The 14,833-nt window shown below is 72.8% G+C and carries 13 protein-coding genes; 6 read left to right on the forward strand and 7 right to left on the reverse strand.

Annotated features, from left to right (window positions below):
- Positions 1-2 precede the first annotated feature (2 nt).
- The 4 genes from ACFYPN_RS04765 (at position 3) to ACFYPN_RS04780 (ending at position 2,899) form a co-directional block, all read left to right on the forward strand.
- Positions 3-1,238 carry a styrene monooxygenase/indole monooxygenase family protein gene (locus tag ACFYPN_RS04765; RefSeq protein WP_389296696.1) on the forward strand — a complete coding sequence of 412 codons (1,236 nt, stop codon included), beginning with the start codon at positions 3-5 and terminating at the stop codon, positions 1,236-1,238.
- 265 nt (positions 1,239-1,503) lie between these two features.
- On the forward strand, positions 1,504-2,097 hold the full coding sequence (locus ACFYPN_RS04770) for a hypothetical protein (protein ID WP_389296698.1): 594 nt from the start codon (positions 1,504-1,506) through the stop codon (positions 2,095-2,097).
- A 48-nt stretch (positions 2,098-2,145) separates the two neighbouring features.
- The gene (locus ACFYPN_RS04775; protein WP_389296699.1) at positions 2,146-2,376 is read left to right on the forward strand and encodes a hypothetical protein; all 231 of its coding nucleotides are present in this window, start codon (positions 2,146-2,148) and stop codon (positions 2,374-2,376) included.
- 1 nt (position 2,377) lies between these two features.
- Positions 2,378-2,899 carry a hypothetical protein gene (locus ACFYPN_RS04780; RefSeq protein ID WP_389296700.1) on the forward strand — a complete coding sequence of 174 codons (522 nt, stop codon included), beginning with the start codon at positions 2,378-2,380 and terminating at the stop codon, positions 2,897-2,899.
- 85 nt (positions 2,900-2,984) lie between these two features.
- Here the strand turns inward: ACFYPN_RS04780 and ACFYPN_RS04785 are convergent, their stop codons facing one another.
- Positions 2,985-4,187, reverse strand: a complete 1,203-nt coding sequence (locus ACFYPN_RS04785; protein ID WP_389296702.1) for an NlpC/P60 family protein — start codon at positions 4,185-4,187, stop codon at positions 2,985-2,987.
- 664 nt (positions 4,188-4,851) lie between these two features.
- On the opposite strand from ACFYPN_RS04785, the gene ACFYPN_RS04790 reads away from it, so the two are divergent.
- Complete coding sequence (locus ACFYPN_RS04790) at positions 4,852-5,148, forward strand: hypothetical protein (protein WP_389296703.1); 297 nt, start codon at positions 4,852-4,854, stop codon at positions 5,146-5,148.
- Positions 5,149-5,245: 97 nt separating this feature from the next.
- Here ACFYPN_RS04790 and ACFYPN_RS04795 read toward each other — a convergent pair whose 3' ends face one another.
- The 3 genes from ACFYPN_RS04795 to ACFYPN_RS04805 all read right to left on the reverse strand — a co-directional run bounded on the left by ACFYPN_RS04795 (position 5,246) and on the right by ACFYPN_RS04805 (position 9,426).
- Entirely contained in the window at positions 5,246-7,996 is a 2,751-nt protein-coding gene (locus ACFYPN_RS04795; protein WP_389296704.1) for a PQQ-binding-like beta-propeller repeat protein, read from the reverse strand.
- A gap of 99 nt (positions 7,997-8,095) precedes the next feature.
- The gene (locus ACFYPN_RS04800) at positions 8,096-8,371 is read right to left on the reverse strand and encodes a hypothetical protein (RefSeq protein WP_358764291.1); all 276 of its coding nucleotides are present in this window, start codon (positions 8,369-8,371) and stop codon (positions 8,096-8,098) included.
- Positions 8,372-8,490: 119 nt separating this feature from the next.
- Complete coding sequence (locus ACFYPN_RS04805; RefSeq protein WP_358764289.1) at positions 8,491-9,426, reverse strand: diiron oxygenase; 936 nt, start codon at positions 9,424-9,426, stop codon at positions 8,491-8,493.
- 351 nt (positions 9,427-9,777) lie between these two features.
- On the opposite strand from ACFYPN_RS04805, the gene ACFYPN_RS04810 reads away from it, so the two are divergent.
- Positions 9,778-10,704, forward strand: coding sequence for a hypothetical protein (locus ACFYPN_RS04810; protein ID WP_389296706.1), 927 nt, complete (start codon positions 9,778-9,780; stop codon positions 10,702-10,704).
- Positions 10,705-10,812: 108 nt separating this feature from the next.
- On the opposite strand, the gene ACFYPN_RS04815 is transcribed toward ACFYPN_RS04810, so the two are convergent.
- From ACFYPN_RS04815 to ACFYPN_RS04825, 3 genes are all read right to left on the reverse strand, one after another.
- Positions 10,813-11,871 carry an amidase family protein gene (locus ACFYPN_RS04815; protein ID WP_389296956.1) on the reverse strand — a complete coding sequence of 353 codons (1,059 nt, stop codon included), beginning with the start codon at positions 11,869-11,871 and terminating at the stop codon, positions 10,813-10,815.
- A gap of 66 nt (positions 11,872-11,937) precedes the next feature.
- Positions 11,938-13,416, reverse strand: a complete 1,479-nt coding sequence (locus tag ACFYPN_RS04820; RefSeq protein ID WP_358764285.1) for a penicillin-binding transpeptidase domain-containing protein — start codon at positions 13,414-13,416, stop codon at positions 11,938-11,940.
- A complete protein-coding gene (locus ACFYPN_RS04825) occupies positions 13,413-14,792 on the reverse strand; it encodes an FtsW/RodA/SpoVE family cell cycle protein (RefSeq protein ID WP_358764283.1) in 1,380 nt (459 codons plus the stop codon). Before ACFYPN_RS04825 ends, ACFYPN_RS04820 begins: the two co-directional genes overlap by 4 nt.
- Between the last annotated feature and the right edge of the window lie 41 nt (positions 14,793-14,833).

A 14,833-nucleotide genomic window follows, 5' to 3' on the forward strand; every position in this document is an offset into this window, starting at 1 on the left:
CCATGCGGAAGATACTCATAGTCGGAGCCGGCCAGTCCGGTCTTCAGCTCGCCCTCGGCCTGCAGTCGCGCGGGTACGAAGTGACCCTCATGTCGAACCGTACGGCCGACGAGATCCGGACCGGCCGGGTCATGTCCACGCAGTGCATGTTCGACACCGCCCTCCAGTACGAGCGTGACTACCAGCTCAACTTCTGGGAGTCCCAGGCCCCGAAGATCGAGGGCCTCGGGGTTTCGGTCGCCGGTCCCGACTCCTCGCGGGTCATCGACTGGGTCGGCAAGCTGGACGGCTATGCCCAGTCGGTGGACCAGCGGGTGAAGATGGCCGGCTGGATGGAGACCTTCGCCCAGCGCGGCGGCCAGCTCGTCATCCATGGTGCGGCCGTCTCGGACCTGGACTACTTCTCCCGCACGTACGACCTGGTGATGGTCTCGGCCGGCAAGGGCGAGCTGGTCTCGATGTTCGGCCGGGACGCCTCGCGTTCGCCGTTCGACGCCCCGCAGCGGGCCCTGGCCGTCGCCTACGTCCACGGCCTGGGCCCCCGTCCGGAGCACCCGGACTTCGACGCGGTCCGCTGCAACCTGGTGCCCGGCGTCGGCGAGCTGTTCGTGATGCCGACCCTGACGACCTCTGGACGCGCCGACATCCTGTTCTGGGAGGGCGTCCCGGGCGGCCCGCTCGACGTCTTCCAGGGCATCAAGGACCCTTCGGAGCACCTGGCGAAGACGCTGGAGCTCATGGAGCGGTTCACGCCGTGGGAGTACGCCCGCGCCACCAAGGTCGAGCTGACCGACGCCAACGGCACTCTGGCGGGCCGTTACGCGCCGACCGTGCGCAACCCGATCGGCCGGCTCCCCGGCGGCGGACTGGTGCTCGGTGTCGCCGACGTGGTCGTCGCCAACGACCCCATCACCGGACAGGGCTCCAACTCGGCCTCCAAGTGCGCCCACGCGTACCTGGAGTCGATCATCGAGCACGGCGACCGCGCGTTCGACGCCGAGTGGATGCAGGCCACCTTCGACCGCTACTGGGACACCGCCCAGCACGTGGTGAAGTGGACGAACGCCATGCTCGGCGTCCCGCCGGAGCACGTGCTGAACCTGATCGGCGCCGCCGGCCAGATGCAGCCGGTCGCCGACCGCTTCGCCAACGGCTTCAACGACCCGGCCGACTTCGACAACTTCTTCTTCGAGCCGGAGAAGACGAACGCGTACCTGGCCTCCGTCGCGGGCGCCTGACCCCGCTCGGCCCTCTCCTGGCGCCGCCCACCGGTAACCCACCGGTGGGCGGCGCCTTTTGCATGTCCCGCTTCGGGTGGCCCTGGTCGTCGCGGGCGGAGAGCCGATGTTGAACACGTTCAAATTTGCTGGCAGGATGAGCGGAGACGCAGTCGCCCACCGGGTGTTCCGCGCTTTCCCGGTGTGCGGCCGTCGTGCTTTTCCGGCGTGCCGCTCGCCCGTCACGAGGGGGCTCTCCATGGGGCAAAAACGTTCTTTCGATGACATGCTGCAGATTTCACTGCTCGTGGTGACCCTGGAGGCGGTGACCGCCCTCATCCTCTTCACGGTTCAGGGGCGGACGCAGGAGACCCCGAGTGCCCAGTCCCTCGGCCTGGGCGTGTTGTTCCTGCTGCCCTTCCTCGTGCTGGAGGGCTCCTTCGTCGGAGCAGTGCTGTCCCTGGTCCTCGTGATCCCCGCCGTGCAACTGAGTGCGGTGCTGGGGCACAGGTTCGGCGGCCGTGAGGCGTGGTGGTGGGTGCCGGTGGTGATGGCGACGGGGCTCGCGCCACTGGGGGTGGTCGCGGCCCTGGCCGGATACCTCGGGCCGATCGAGGCGGTGATGGCGTGGTGTGCGGCGACGGTCATGCTCACCGTGGCCGGCCTCGTCACCCGGGCCGCGCGCAGGGAACTCTGCGGCCCGATCGCGCTGTGGGGCACCCTGGCCGTGCTGACCACCGGCGTTCTCGGGCTCATGGCCCTCGACTTCGGCCTCGTCGACACGTACACCCCGCCGGTCGTCACCCGCGCCGCCCTGGTGGGCGACTGGACGGACGGGGAGGGCGGGACCCTGACCCTCTCGGCGGACGGTGGCGCGTAGGCCACGGTCGTCGGGGACCCGGCCTACGACGCCGAGGAGACCGAGGGGATGGAGAGGTGCACCGGCCGGGGCACCTGGAGCTACGACCGGGGCGAGGGCCCCTGGGGGCAGACGGTCGTCGTCACCGTCCCGGAGTGCGACTGGGAGCCGTGGGAGGTGGGCGGCACTGGGAGCCGTGCCACCGTCTACCACTACGTCGGCGACCCGGACGCCTGGGTTCTCTACACCCTGACCAAAGTCCGCGGCTCCGGCGGGCGGGGTGCGGGTGCGGGTGCGTGAGATGTCGTCAGGGGAGTGGAAGCTGCACTACCGGCGCATGACGCGGGTGTCCCTGCTCGTGCTCTTCCTGGAGACGCCGGTCATCCTCGCCCCGAACGTGCTCCGAGACCCGGCTGCGGAGTCCGTCGATTCCATGGTCGTGCCGTTGGTCGTCCTTCTGCCCTTCGACGTGATCCTCGGGGCTCTCCCGGGGGCGCTGCTGACCTACTTCGTCGTGCTTCCCGCCGTGGGGCTGAGCGAGGTGCTGGGGCACAGGTTCGGCGGCCGTGAGGCGTGGTGGTGGGTCCCGGTGGTGATGGCCGGGGGACTCGCGCCGCTGGGTGCGCTCGCGGCCCTCGCCGGGCTCGCGGCACCGCTCACGGCACTCCTGACCTGGTGCGTGTCCGTGATCCTCCTCGGCGTGGCCGCGCTCTTCGCCCGGATCGCACGGCACGGGCTCCTCGTCGACATCGCCCTGTGGGGCACGTTGATGTGGCTGAGCGTCGGCACGCTCTGCCTCGCCGTCCTCCACTTCGCGGAGTGAGGGCCGGGGCCTCGCGGGGGCCGGGACATGAGGCCGGAGTCACGAGACGCAGAGCCCGAGACGCGAGCCCCGCGCCGCCGCACGCCTACTCCGGTCCGGTCGGCGCGCTGTACCCCGTGTCCGAACCCTCCGACGCTCCCTCCGGCAGTTCCGGCCGGGTGTACGCGTCGAGCGGTACGCCCTCCGGATCGGGACGTACGGCGCCCAGCATCGGGTTCGACGCCAGCGGCGACACCTTCACCACGGCGCCCGGCCTCGGCGCCTGCACCACCAGGCCGTCGCCGATGTACAGCGCCACATGGGTGGCCTCCGGGTAGTACACGACGAGGTCGCCCGGCCGCAGTGCGGAGACCGGGACGCGGGGCAGCTCGGCCCACTGCTCCTGGGAGGTCCGGGGAACGGCCAACCCGGCGTGCTCCCAGGCCCGCATGGTCAGCCCGGAGCAGTCGAAGGTGTCCGGCCCCTCGGCCCCCCATTCGTACTCCTTGCCGATCTGCTCGATCGCGTACGCCACGGCCTCGGCGCCCCGCCGGGTCGGCGCGCGCGTCGAGCTGAGGGCACCGGAGGCGACGAGGTCCTGCTGGGCCGCGTCCACGTGGTCGTCCTCCAGGGCCGAGACCGCGCCGAGTTGGGCGGGCGTGAGGCCGGCCAGACGCGCCTCCACGTCATCCAGCGCCGCGCGTACGGTGTCACGCTGCTTCCGCTGGTCCGCCGCGAGCGCCCGCTGCTGGGCGATTGCCTTCCGGGCGGCGGTAGCGAGGGCAACGGCGCGCTTCTCGGCCTTCGCCAGGCGCTCCACGGTGGCCGCGCGCCCGACCATCGCACGGGCGATCACATGGCTCTGGTCGAACATGCCTGACGGTCCGTCCGCGAGCAGCAGACGGAGGCAGGCGGAGAAGTCGGACCGGTTCCGGTACTGCTCCCGGGCCAGCCGGCCGACATCCGCCCGCCCGGCGCCGAGGGTCCGCCGGGCCTTCGTCAGCTCGTCGTTCACCCTGCGGGTGGCGGCCGTCTGCCGCGCCAGCTTCTCGTTTGCGGCGTTGTACTTCTCGGTGGCCTGCTCCATCCGCCGGAAGAGGGTCTGGAGCTCGGTGAGCAGGGCAGGGGCGGCGTTCGGGGCGAGTGCCGCGGGGGCCTTCGCCGTCGCTCCGGTCTCGGCGACTTCGTCGGTGCCGGTGACGTCCGTGCCGGTCACGTCGGCACCTGCCGCGTCGGTGCCGGCCGCGCTGGGGGTGGCCCTCGGGGACGGCGTGCGGCCCGCGAGGGCCTCGGAGGCGTCCACGGTCACGCCGGGGGACGGGGACGGGGAGGGGGCCGGGGCGTCGGTCGCACGGGGAGTCGCACCTGTGGTCCCTCTGGCGGTCGCTCCGGGAGTGGCACCGGTGGTCGAACGTCGAGGCGCGTCGGCTCTCGTGGTTGCGGTCGGGGCTGTGGTGGCCCGGCCGGTCGGGGCGTCGTCGCGGGGGCGCGGGGAGGACCCCTTCGCGGAGACCTTGGGAACCGTTGACGCCCTGGAGGCCGCGGGGGGCCCGGGTGCCGGTCGCGGCCCCGGGGCGGCGCCTGCCGGGGCGCGGGCGGCGACGGCGGCCAGGACCGCCGCCGCGCAGACCGCTCGCAGAAGCCTGCGTGACACGTCATCACCTCCGGTGATGCTGCGGGGCTCGTCCGTGGACCGGACCGGGCCGGGCCGAACCCCTTAAAAGTGTGCGAATCATATTTATCCGCTCACTTGGGGCCGATGGTGCAAGCACCGCCCGGCGTGGCGCCCCGCATCACCCCGTACGGCGGGGTAGGCGCCCGGGGTATCCGGCTCTGTTCGCGATCGAGGGCGGGGAGCTGATGTCCACCCCTCCGGGAGGACCGAGGGCATCGCGGCCGCGCTCGGCGCCGCCCAGGACGCCTTCGTCGAATCTCCGTCCCTGGTGGCCCCGTTGGGCGGTACGGTGCGCGCCGTGGACATACCCGACTGGTTCTACTGGATCTTCCTCGGCTTGGCCTTCTTGCAGGTCGTCGCCCTCGTCCCCATCATCCGCCGGCTGCGCGGACCCGACCCGGCGGTGCGGGCCAAGGCGCGTGTGGACCTGGTGGACGCGGCCGGCAGCATTCTGCTCTTCTGTGGTCTGCTCCTGAGCCAGAAGGTCGCGGACTCCTGGCTCTGGCTCGCTCTCGTCGGCTTCCTGCTCATGGGCGCCGGCTATGCCGGGAAGGGAGTCCAGATGCTCCGTGCCCGACGTCGCCCGGCGGCCTGATCCAGCGGGAACGAGAGCCGTCGCGCCCTCTCGGGACGCGTCAATCGTTCCACTCGCTGGGGACTCACTCAGGTGAGGCCCGAAGCCTGTCGCCCCTTCAGGCCACCGGGAACGCGTAGACGGCCCGGCCCCGCAGGACGACGGCGGTCTGCCCGGCCGTCAGTGTCCGGTACGGGCCGGTGACGGCCGCACCCTTGGGCTCGGCCACGCCGATGTCCTGGAACTTCCACAGCCGCCGCCCGTCCCGTGCGTCGAAAGCCGTCACCTGCGTGGAGTCCGAGGCGAGGACCGTGTCGCCGGACGCGGTGACCGTGAGGGCGGGTGCGGCGCCGCCTACCGGCACCTCGGTGGAGCGCAGCCAGAGCAGCTTGCCGGTCTCGCGCTCGACCATGCCGACCTCCTGGCTGCGGTTGGTGGTGACGATCAGATCGCCGGACTCCACCGGAACACCGAACTCCGAGGACTTGGCCGTCCCGTCGAGCCGCCACAGCGGTTTTCCGGACTCCGTGTCCCACGTCTGCAGATCGTCGCCCACCGCCCCGAAGAGCCGTCCCTCCTCGTCACCGGCCGCCGCGCCCCACGCGGTGACCGCGCCGAACCGCTTGGTCCAGAGCAGCTTTCCGGTCGTCCGGTCGAAGCAGCGGAAGGAGCCCTTTCCCTTCGCCGCGTGCACATCGGCGGGGGTGAGGGTGGAGGCGTCCTGCCGCACCACGATGTCGTTGAGCCGGGTAGCGGTCAGCCGGTACTCCGGGCCTGCCGCGTCCCGGCCCGCCGGCACCTGGACCCGCCACAGCTCCTCGCGGCTCACCACGTCGTACGCGAAGAAGTACGCCTGGGTGACCTGCTTGTCCTTGCCGGGCTTCTTGCCCTTGGCCGGCTTCGGGGCCTTCACGGTCACGGTCCGCGCGCCGGAGAACCACACGACGGACCCGGACTGTCCGGTGAGCGTGCCGACCCGGAGCCCGGGCAGGCCCGCGAACCCGTCCGCGTACCGCACCCGGTGCTTCACCTCGCCGTTCCCCGGCGAGAGCCAGAGGAACGCGGTCGGGCTCGCGACGAAGACGAGGCCGTCCCCGGCGGCGAGCGCGGCCTGGCCCTCCGCGGCGTCCGCGCGCTGCCACACCCGCTTGCCCGTACGGAGATCGACCGCCGTCGCCTGGACCTTGCTCGTCAGCACCAGCAGCCGGTCCTGCCAGAGCGCGGCGGTGAGGGGCTCCGCCTCGGACGCGGGGTGCGCGTACGTCCAGGTGGGGGCGGGCGGCCGGCCGGGCAGGGCCGGGGCCCTGCTCGGCTCGGGCTGGTCGTCGGCCGCGGCGGCGGACCTGCCGTCGGTCCCGAGGGCGCCGACCGCGACGCCGCCGGCCAGGAGACCCAGCGCACCCGCGGCGATCGTGGCCAGCAAGGACCTGCGGGTGGGGAAGAGGGCGTTCCGGTCCGGCCCGGAGGGCGACTGCCGCACCGGCGCCGCTCCGGATCCCGTGGGCAGGGAGCCGCCGCCGGGCAGGGAGGTGCCCGTGTACGGCACGGGGTACGCCGGAGCGGGCTGCGCCCGGGCGGAGAGCGGACCACCGGCCGGTGACTCCGGGGAGCGGCGTGCCGGAAGCAGCGTGCCGGGGGAGGGGGCGCCCGGTGGGACGGCGAGGGCTGTCGTGGCGGCCGGTGCGGGCTGCCGGGTCGCCACGGTCCGACCTGGGGAGTGCGCACGGGGTACGGCGAGCCGCGTGGTGGGGTGATCCGGTTCCCCGTTGTCGGTATCACGGGCGTCGTCGGTATCGCGGGCGTCGCGGACACTGCGGGTGTCGCTGGACGCAAGCGTGTGGAGGGGCCGGGTGGCCGTCTCCCCGTCCGGTGCCGCGGAGTCGGCGGGGCCGGACGGGGGCTCCTCCGGGATCTCCAGCGCCCGCACCCGGGCCTCCTGGTCGGCCACCGCCGCCGACAGCGGTTCCGGCAGCCAGCCGCTCCGGGCGAGTGCCGCCGCGCCCTCCAGCGCCAGCGACGCCGCGACGGACGCGGCGCTCGGGCGGCTCCGCGGGTCCTTCGCCAGGCATTGGGCGACCAGTCCCCTCAACTCGGCCGGTACGCCGTCGAGTCCGGGCTCCCCGCGGGCGATCCGGTCCGCCGTCAGCCCGGCCGGGCCGTCGGCGAACGGGGTGGCGCCGGTCGCGGCGTACGCCAGCAGCAGCCCGAGCACGAAGAGGTCGGACGCGGCGCCCACCTCCTGGCCGACGAGCTGCTCCGGGGTGAGGTAGCCGAGCCGTACGGAGAGCTGCCCACCCGGCAGCGCCTCGGCGGTGGCGGCACCGCCCAGCGGGCCGAAGGCGGTCAGCCGGGGGCCGTCGGCGGCCAGCAGCACCGTGCCCGGCGAGAGGCCCTGGAGGGCGGAACCGGTGGCGTGCACCCGGGCCAGCACCTCGGCGATACCCGCGCCCAGTATCCGTACGGCGCGCTCGGGCAGTGGCCCCGCGACGGCGATGGCCTCGGCGAGCGTCAGAGCGGGGAGGTAACGGGTGGCGGTCCAGAGCCGCTCCGTGCCGGAGGACGGGCCGTCACCGTCGCCGGGGACCTCGATCGGTGGCTGCACCCAGCCGCCGGCCAGCCGTTCGGCCGTGCGGACCTCGGCCCGGAAGCGGCGCCGGAAGGCGGGCACCGCCGCGAGGGCCGGCCGGGCGGCGGTGATCAGCACGAGGTCCGCAGTGCCCGCAGGGTCCGCAGTGTCCCCGGTGCCCGCGCTGTCGCAAGTGGCCGTGCCGCGCGCCACGTAGCTCACCGCGCTCGCCGTCTCGCGGTGACGGGCCAGCACGGTGTACGGGCCGAAGCGGCGTGGATCGTCCTGACGCAGCGCCTCCATGGCGCACCCCCTCGTGACCGTCTCTCGGCACCTGACCGACGATCCTAGGGGACGACCCCGAGGGGGCGGGCGGCGGCACGAGTGGGCCGCCCCCCGCGCTCAGTCGGCCCTGTTCGGCTTCGTCCAGGGCCACTTGGGGCGGAAGCGCTCGCGGCCTTCGGGGGCGTACTCGTACAGCCAGCCGCGCTGGATGTGCAGCCGGGGGGTGTGACCGGCCGGGACGCGGCGGTACGCGTGGACGGTCGGCGGGCCGCCGTCCTCGGCCGGCACCGGCACCACGTACCACTTGGGCGGGTGGCCGGTGGGGCCGGTGAGGACGGGCAGGACCCGGCCGTCCAGGGGACCGCCCTCGAAGGGGGTGTTCTCGCTTCTCACCCGGACAGTCTTGCTCACCGGGAGCCGGCGGCCACCCGGGGCGGTCCGCCGGGCGCCATCCCGCAGGGGGAGAACCGTCGGACACCGCCCGGCGCCCCGGTGCCGGGGTGGCACCCCCCTCAGGCCAGCAGGCCCGACTTCTGCCACAGCTTGCGGCTCACCCCGTTCATCACGCCGATGTCGTCGAAGAAGTCGGTGAGCCGCTTGGCTCCCGACTGCATGACCTCCCTGCGGTGCCCGCTCGCCTTGACCTGGGCGATCGCCTCGCCGCGGTCGAGGCCCACGTTCTCGTACACCTGCGGGTTGATGAAGCAGACGGAGAACACCCGGGCCGCCTCGCCCGATGTCAGCCGGGTCAGCTGCCGCTCCCAGCGCGGGGCGGTGACCATCTGGCGGCGGAGCTCCTCGCGGGCGTAGCGGACGTGCCGGGCCTCCTCGACGACGTGGATGCGGGTGACCCCGCGCACCAGGGTCTGGACGCGCTCGTCCGGGAAGGTCAGCCGCTGCATCCAGTCGAGGATCTCCTCGCCGAGCAGGGTCGCGGCGAACGAACCCGGGGTGGTGGAGATGGTCTTCAGGACCCGGGCCGCGTTGTGGTAGCCGCGCGGGACCGGGTACGAGGGGGCCTGGCCCCACTGGATCATCTTGCCGAACATCATCGAGTGACGGCACTCGTCGGCTATCTCGGTGAGCGCGTACCGCACGTGGTTGCTGGTCACCGGCTTGTCGTAGATGTGCCGGACCAGCAGCTGCATCAGGATGATCTCGAACCAGATGCCCAGCGAGGCGAGCGAAGCGGCCTCGTGCCGGGCGAGGTCCATCCGCTGCTCCTCGGACATCTTCCGCCAGAGCGGGGTGTCGTAGAGGGAGACCAGCTCGGGCGGCCAGAACCACTTGCCGTCCTCGATCGCCGAGCTCCAGTCGATCTCGGTCTCGGGGTCGAAGGAGTGCTTGGCCGAGGATTCGAGCAGGCGCTCGGCGATCTGCTCGCGGTCCCGGAGCGGGCCGAGCGCGTCGCGGAGGACCTGGACGTCGTGTTCGCTCACTGTCGTCATGACTGGGGTACCTCGCACGTGGGTTACCTGGGGTCACCTCTTATTGGACTGCTTGTCAGCAAGGCCGTCAATCCCCCCGGTCCTACTTGTCGTCCGTCTCTCCCATGTCGTGCGTCACGTCAACTGCACCGCTGTGATGCCCTGTTGCGCGGCGGGCGGCCGGGGCTCGCGTGACGGGGAGGTCGCTCCACCTCTGCCATCGCCGGCGGAGTGGTCGGCGCCGCCACCGGCAGCGGCCGGGTTCCCGGCGAACGGCTGCGGAAGCGGCAGCCGTTGGCGGGCTTCCCGCAGTCCTCAGGCCGGTCCGCCGCTGGGCGAGGGCCTGTCACTCGGGCGGCGTAGCGTGGACGCATGACCACGCCACCCCCGCCGCCCGGCCCCTTCGGCCCTCCCGTACCCCCGTCCCAGCCGTCGCCGCAGGGCCTTCCGCACCCCGGTGCCGCCCAGCAGCCCGGCGCGTACCCGCAGCAGCCGGGGTACGGGTACCCGGGCGCCCCGCAGCAGCCGCACCCGGGGTACGGCTATCCGGGACCTCCGCAGCAACCGGTCCACGGCTACCCGAACGGGCCCCAGCAGCAAGCGGGTTGGGGTGACCCCGGGATACCGGGGCAGTCGATGGTGCCGGGTTGGCCGCCGGAGCCGCCGCGGAAGAAGCCGGTCAAGCTGATCGTCGGCATCGTCGTCGGCGCCCTGGTGGTGGCCGGGGGCGTCGTCTTCGGCGTCTCACACCTCATCGACAAGGGCACCGACGCCGTCTACCCGGAGGCCAAGAACAAGCTGGTGGTGCAGAAGACCCTGCTGGACGGCGAGTTCACCCTGTCCCAGGACAGGTCCGCAACCGAGGGCAAGGACATCGAGGACACCCCGGACCTCAGCATCCGCGATGCCAAGGCCGTTGTCGTCCAGTACGACTCCGAGGGCGGGAACGTCCTCATCGTCTCCGGGATGTACGGCCGCATCGCCGACCCCGAGTTCACCCGCGACTCCATCATGAAGGGGGCCGGAGGGACCAGTACGGGGAGCACCGTCGTGGTGCCGGCCCAGGAGTTCACCCCCGACGGCTACGACGTCACGATCGCGTGCCAGGTGCAGCAGACGGGCACCGGCGGCGACAAGGGGGTCATCCCCACGTGCGCCTGGGGCGACGACAACACCGGGGCGATGGTCGCGATCCTGCGGATGGAGGACGCTCTGGGGGACGCCCAGGACGTGGATCTGGAGAAGGCGGCGGAGGAGACGGCGAAGGTGCGCGAGGAGATGCTGAAGCCGATCGGCTGATCCCTGGGCCGTGAGCCGTGAGCCGTGAGCCGTGAGCCGTGGCGCCCGGCCGTCGGTGCCCGGTCCAGCCCTGCCGCCGGGTGGCCGGGGCGCGTGTCGTGCCACTGGTCAGGGGATCGCCGGGCCCATCCGGGGGAGCGCCCCCTCCGCCGCACGGACCGCCGCGAGCAGCCACGCGTCCGCGCCCCGGTCGGCCACCCACTGGAGGCCGACCGGGCAGCCGTCTCCCGTGAACCCGGCCGGAACGCTCGCCGCCGGATGTCCGCTCAGGTTGAATGCCCAGGTCAGCGCGGTCGAGTAGACCTCGCCCGGCCCCTCGTGCCCGTGCGGCCGGTTGGGGGTGGTGGGCGTCAGGAGCAGGGGCGTACGGGAGAACAAGCCGTCCAGAACCAGGTCGTTGGCACGCCGTGTTGCCGGCGCCCCGGGGTCGGGCGTGCCGCCCCGGACGGCCAGCCAGGCGCGGGCCGGGTCCCGCAGCGCGCAGCCGTCGGGCACCAGGGTCACCACGCCCGCCGCCACCAGCCGGTCCACGGCCGTCCGCACCACCTCGGCCACCTCCGGATCGACGTCCGCGAAGCCCAGGTCGATGCTGAGCACGGCGGGTACGGGGAGCCGCACCGTCACGGGGACGTACCCGTCCAGTACATGGCGCAGATACGGTTCCGCGGCGGTCGCTGACCGGGCCAGTACCCCGGCCGACGCGAGCCCCGTCCGGTCGGGCGAGGGCAGCAGCCCGTTCGTCGTCTTCAGCCCGAACACCCCGCACCACGCGGCCGGCAGCCGCACCGACCCGGCACCGTCGCTCCCCGTCGCGAGCGGGACCATCCCCGCCGCGACCGCCACCGCCGACCCGGCCGACGAGCCGCCCGGAGTGCGGTCCGCCCGCCAGGGGTTGCGGGTACGGCCGTGCGCGCCCTGCCCCCACGTCTGCCAGTACGTGCCGGGACCCGGCACCGCCGTCGAGCCGACCGGCACCCCGCCCGCCCCGATCAGCCGCCGCGCCGCGTAGGAGCGGAGCCCGGCCGGACCCTTCACCGCGAACGGCAGCCCGCCCAGCGGCAGCCGGGCCGCAGCCGGTTCCCGGGCGAGCGCCTCGTGATGCCACACCTCGGTGAAAGCGCCGAGCCACGGGTCGAGCGCGTCGATCCGCCCCAACGCCCGTGCCACCGCTCCGGTCCCGCCCACCGCACCAGTGTCACAGGCGCCGCCGACAGGGGGGACCGGTCGCCGGAGTCACTCCTGCGGGAGTGCCGCCTCCATCACCGCCCGCGCGATCGGTGCCGCGCTGCCGCCGCCGCTGATGTCCGCGCGGTCCGCCGCCGCGTCCTCCACCACCACGGCGACCGCCACCTCGGGCCGCGCCGAACCGGCCGACTGCGCCCAGGAGATGAACCAGGCGTAGGGCGCCCCCGTGTTGTCCACCCCGTGCTGCGCCGTACCCGTCTTGCCGCCGACCGTGACGCCGTCGATCGCCGCGTTGGTCCCGGTGCCGTTCTCCACGACGTCGACCATCATCCGCCGCAGTCGGCCGGCGGTGGACGGACTCATTGCCTGCCGGTAGGAGCGGGTGGAGGTCTGCGACACCGTGTCGCCGTCGTGCCGGGTCGTACGGTCCACCAGCCGCGGGTGGGTGATCTCGCCGTCGTTCGCCACGGCGGCGGCGACCATCGCCATCTGGAGCGGGGTGGCCGTCGTGTCGAACTGCCCGATCGAGGACTGTGCCAGCTGGTCGTCGCTCATCTCCGTGTCGAAGTTGCTCATCGCCACGCCCGAGGGAATCCGCAGCCCCCCGTCGTTGAAGCCGAATTTCCCGGCCGCCTCCACCATCCCGTCCAGACCCACCTCCACCCCGAGATGCGCCATCACGGTGTTGCAGGAGACCCGGATCGCCTCCGCCAGCGACGCCTTCTCGCAGCCGCTCGACTCGTTGGGCAGCACGGTGGACGTGCCCGGGAGGATGTACGGGGACGGAGTGTCGGTCTCCTCGTCGGGGTCGTCCACCACCCCGGCGTCCAGCGCCGCCGCGGCCGTCACGATCTTGAAGGCCGAGCCGGGCGGATAGGTCTGCCGGATGGCCCGGTTGAGCATCGGCCGACTCTCCGAGGTGTTGAGCCGTGTCCACGCGTCGGTCACCGCCGATCCGGTTCCGGAGAGCAGCTCGGGGTCGTACGAGGGCGAGGAGACCAGGGCCAGGATCTTCCCGGTCGACGGTTCCACCGCGGCCACCGCGCCCTTGCGCCCGGCGAGGCCCTCGTACGCGGCGTGCTGCACCGCGTCCCTGATGGTGGTGACCACGTCACCGCCGGGCTGCCGGCCGTGCGTGAGGTCGTTCCAGAGCGGCAGGGGGGCGAGCAGCGAGCTGGTCCCGGACAGGATGCCGTCCTCGGCGTTCTCGATCAGAGTCGTGCCGTAGGTCTGCGAGGCGTAGCCGGTGACGGGCGCGTACAACGGGCCGTGGCGGTAGGTGCGTTCCCAGGCGAGCTGCTCGCCGGTGTCCTTGGATCCGGTGACGGTGGCCGTCGCCTCACCGCTGCCGGTGTGCACCAGGATGTTGCCGCGCGGCTGGTCGTAACGGGCGATCGTGTTGCGGCGGTTGGCGGAGTTGCCGGTCAGCTCGTCGGCCTCGAAGACCTGCACGCGCGCCGCGTTCACCAGCAGCGCCGCCAGCAGCAGCAGGCAGAACGCGGCGGCCCGCCGGATGTACCGGATCACTGCTCGTCCTCCACGATCGGGGCGATGGCGCCGGTCTCCGGACCACCCGGGCGGGGAGTGCGGGCCTGGTCGCTGAGCCGGATCAGCAGCGCCACGATGATCCAGTTGGTGACGACGGAGGAACCGCCCTGCGCCAGGAACGGCATGGCCATGCCCGTCAACGGGATCAGCCCCATCACCCCGCCGGCGATCACGAAGACCTGGAGCGCCAGGATCGAGGCGAGCCCGACGGCGAGCAACTGCCCGAACGGATCGCGCAGCGCCAGCCCCGCCCGGTAACCGCGCGCCACCATCAGCGCGTACAGCAGGAAGACGGCGGTCAGCCCGGCCAGGCCCAGCTCCTCGCCGGCCGTCGCCAGGATGAAGTCCGACTTCGCCGCGAAGCCGATCAGGACGGAGTGCCCGAGCCCCAGGCCCGTACCGAGCATCCCGCCCTCGGCGAACGCGAAGAGCGACTGCGCCAGCTGGCTCGGTCCCTGCCCCGCGTCGATGGTGGCGAAGGGGTCCAGCCAGTCCTGCACCCGGCTGTGCACATGCGGTTCGAACGAACCGACGACGAAGGCCCCGACCGCCGCGAGCAGCAGCCCGACCGCGATCCAGCCGATGCGCCCGGTCGCCACGTACAGCAGGATCACGAAGAGGCCGAAGAAGAGGAGCGAGGTGCCCAGGTCCCGTTCGAGGACGAGGACGCCGACGCTCAGCAGCCAGATCGCCACGATGGGACCGAGCACCCGGCCGGTGGGCAGCTGGAGTTTCCACACCGTGCGGCCCGAGTACGCGAGGGCGTTGCGGTTGGCCGCGAGGTACGCCGCGAAGAACACCGCCAGCAGGATCTTCGCGAACTCGCCCGGCTGGAACGAGAACCCGCCGGCCCTGATCCAGATGCGGGCACCGTTCACGGCCGGGAAGAAGATCGGCACGATCATCAGCACCAGCGCGGTCGCGACCGACAGATAGGCGTACCGCTGGAGCACCCGGTGGTCGCGGAGCAGGAGCACCACCACGATGAAGAGCGCCACCCCCAGCGTCGACCAGATGAGTTGGGTGGGCGCCGCCTCGTCCGAGGGCGTCTCCAGGTCGAGCCGGTAGATCAGCACCAGGCCCAGCCCGTTGAGCAGCACGGCGATGGGGAGCAGCAGCGGATCGGCGTACGGGGCGCGGAAGCGGACCGCGAGGTGGGCGAGGAGCGCCAGCAGCCCGAGCCCCCCGCCGTAGCGGGCGACGTCGGGCGGCACCGCGTCGTCGTGGGCGAGGCCGACCGCCGCGTAACCGTAGACGGAGATGAGGACGGCGCCGACCAGGAGGGAGAGCTCCACGCCGCGCCGTCTGGGCAGCCGGAGCGGGGGCGGGGGAGAGTCCACCGTCGGAGCGGTCATGCCAGGAACGTAGCAAGTACGGGAGGTTATTTCCCTTATGT

This window comes from Streptomyces sp. NPDC005576 (assembly GCF_042871745.1).
Taxonomy (GTDB): domain Bacteria; phylum Actinomycetota; class Actinomycetes; order Streptomycetales; family Streptomycetaceae; genus Streptomyces.

Coding starts and splice junctions, on each gene's coding strand:
- ACFYPN_RS04825 (WP_358764283.1), bottom strand. CDS start 14,792: ATGACCGCTCCGACGGTGGACTCTCCCCCGCCCCCGCTCCGGCTGCCC.
- ACFYPN_RS04775 (WP_389296699.1), top strand. CDS start 2,146: ATGGAGAGGTGCACCGGCCGGGGCACCTGGAGCTACGACCGGGGCGAG.
- ACFYPN_RS04765 (WP_389296696.1), top strand. CDS start 3: ATGCGGAAGATACTCATAGTCGGAGCCGGCCAGTCCGGTCTTCAGCTC.
- ACFYPN_RS04805 (WP_358764289.1), bottom strand. CDS start 9,426: ATGACGACAGTGAGCGAACACGACGTCCAGGTCCTCCGCGACGCGCTC.
- ACFYPN_RS04770 (WP_389296698.1), top strand. CDS start 1,504: ATGCTGCAGATTTCACTGCTCGTGGTGACCCTGGAGGCGGTGACCGCC.
- ACFYPN_RS04780 (WP_389296700.1), top strand. CDS start 2,378: ATGTCGTCAGGGGAGTGGAAGCTGCACTACCGGCGCATGACGCGGGTG.
- ACFYPN_RS04795 (WP_389296704.1), bottom strand. CDS start 7,996: ATGGAGGCGCTGCGTCAGGACGATCCACGCCGCTTCGGCCCGTACACC.
- ACFYPN_RS04810 (WP_389296706.1), top strand. CDS start 9,778: ATGACCACGCCACCCCCGCCGCCCGGCCCCTTCGGCCCTCCCGTACCC.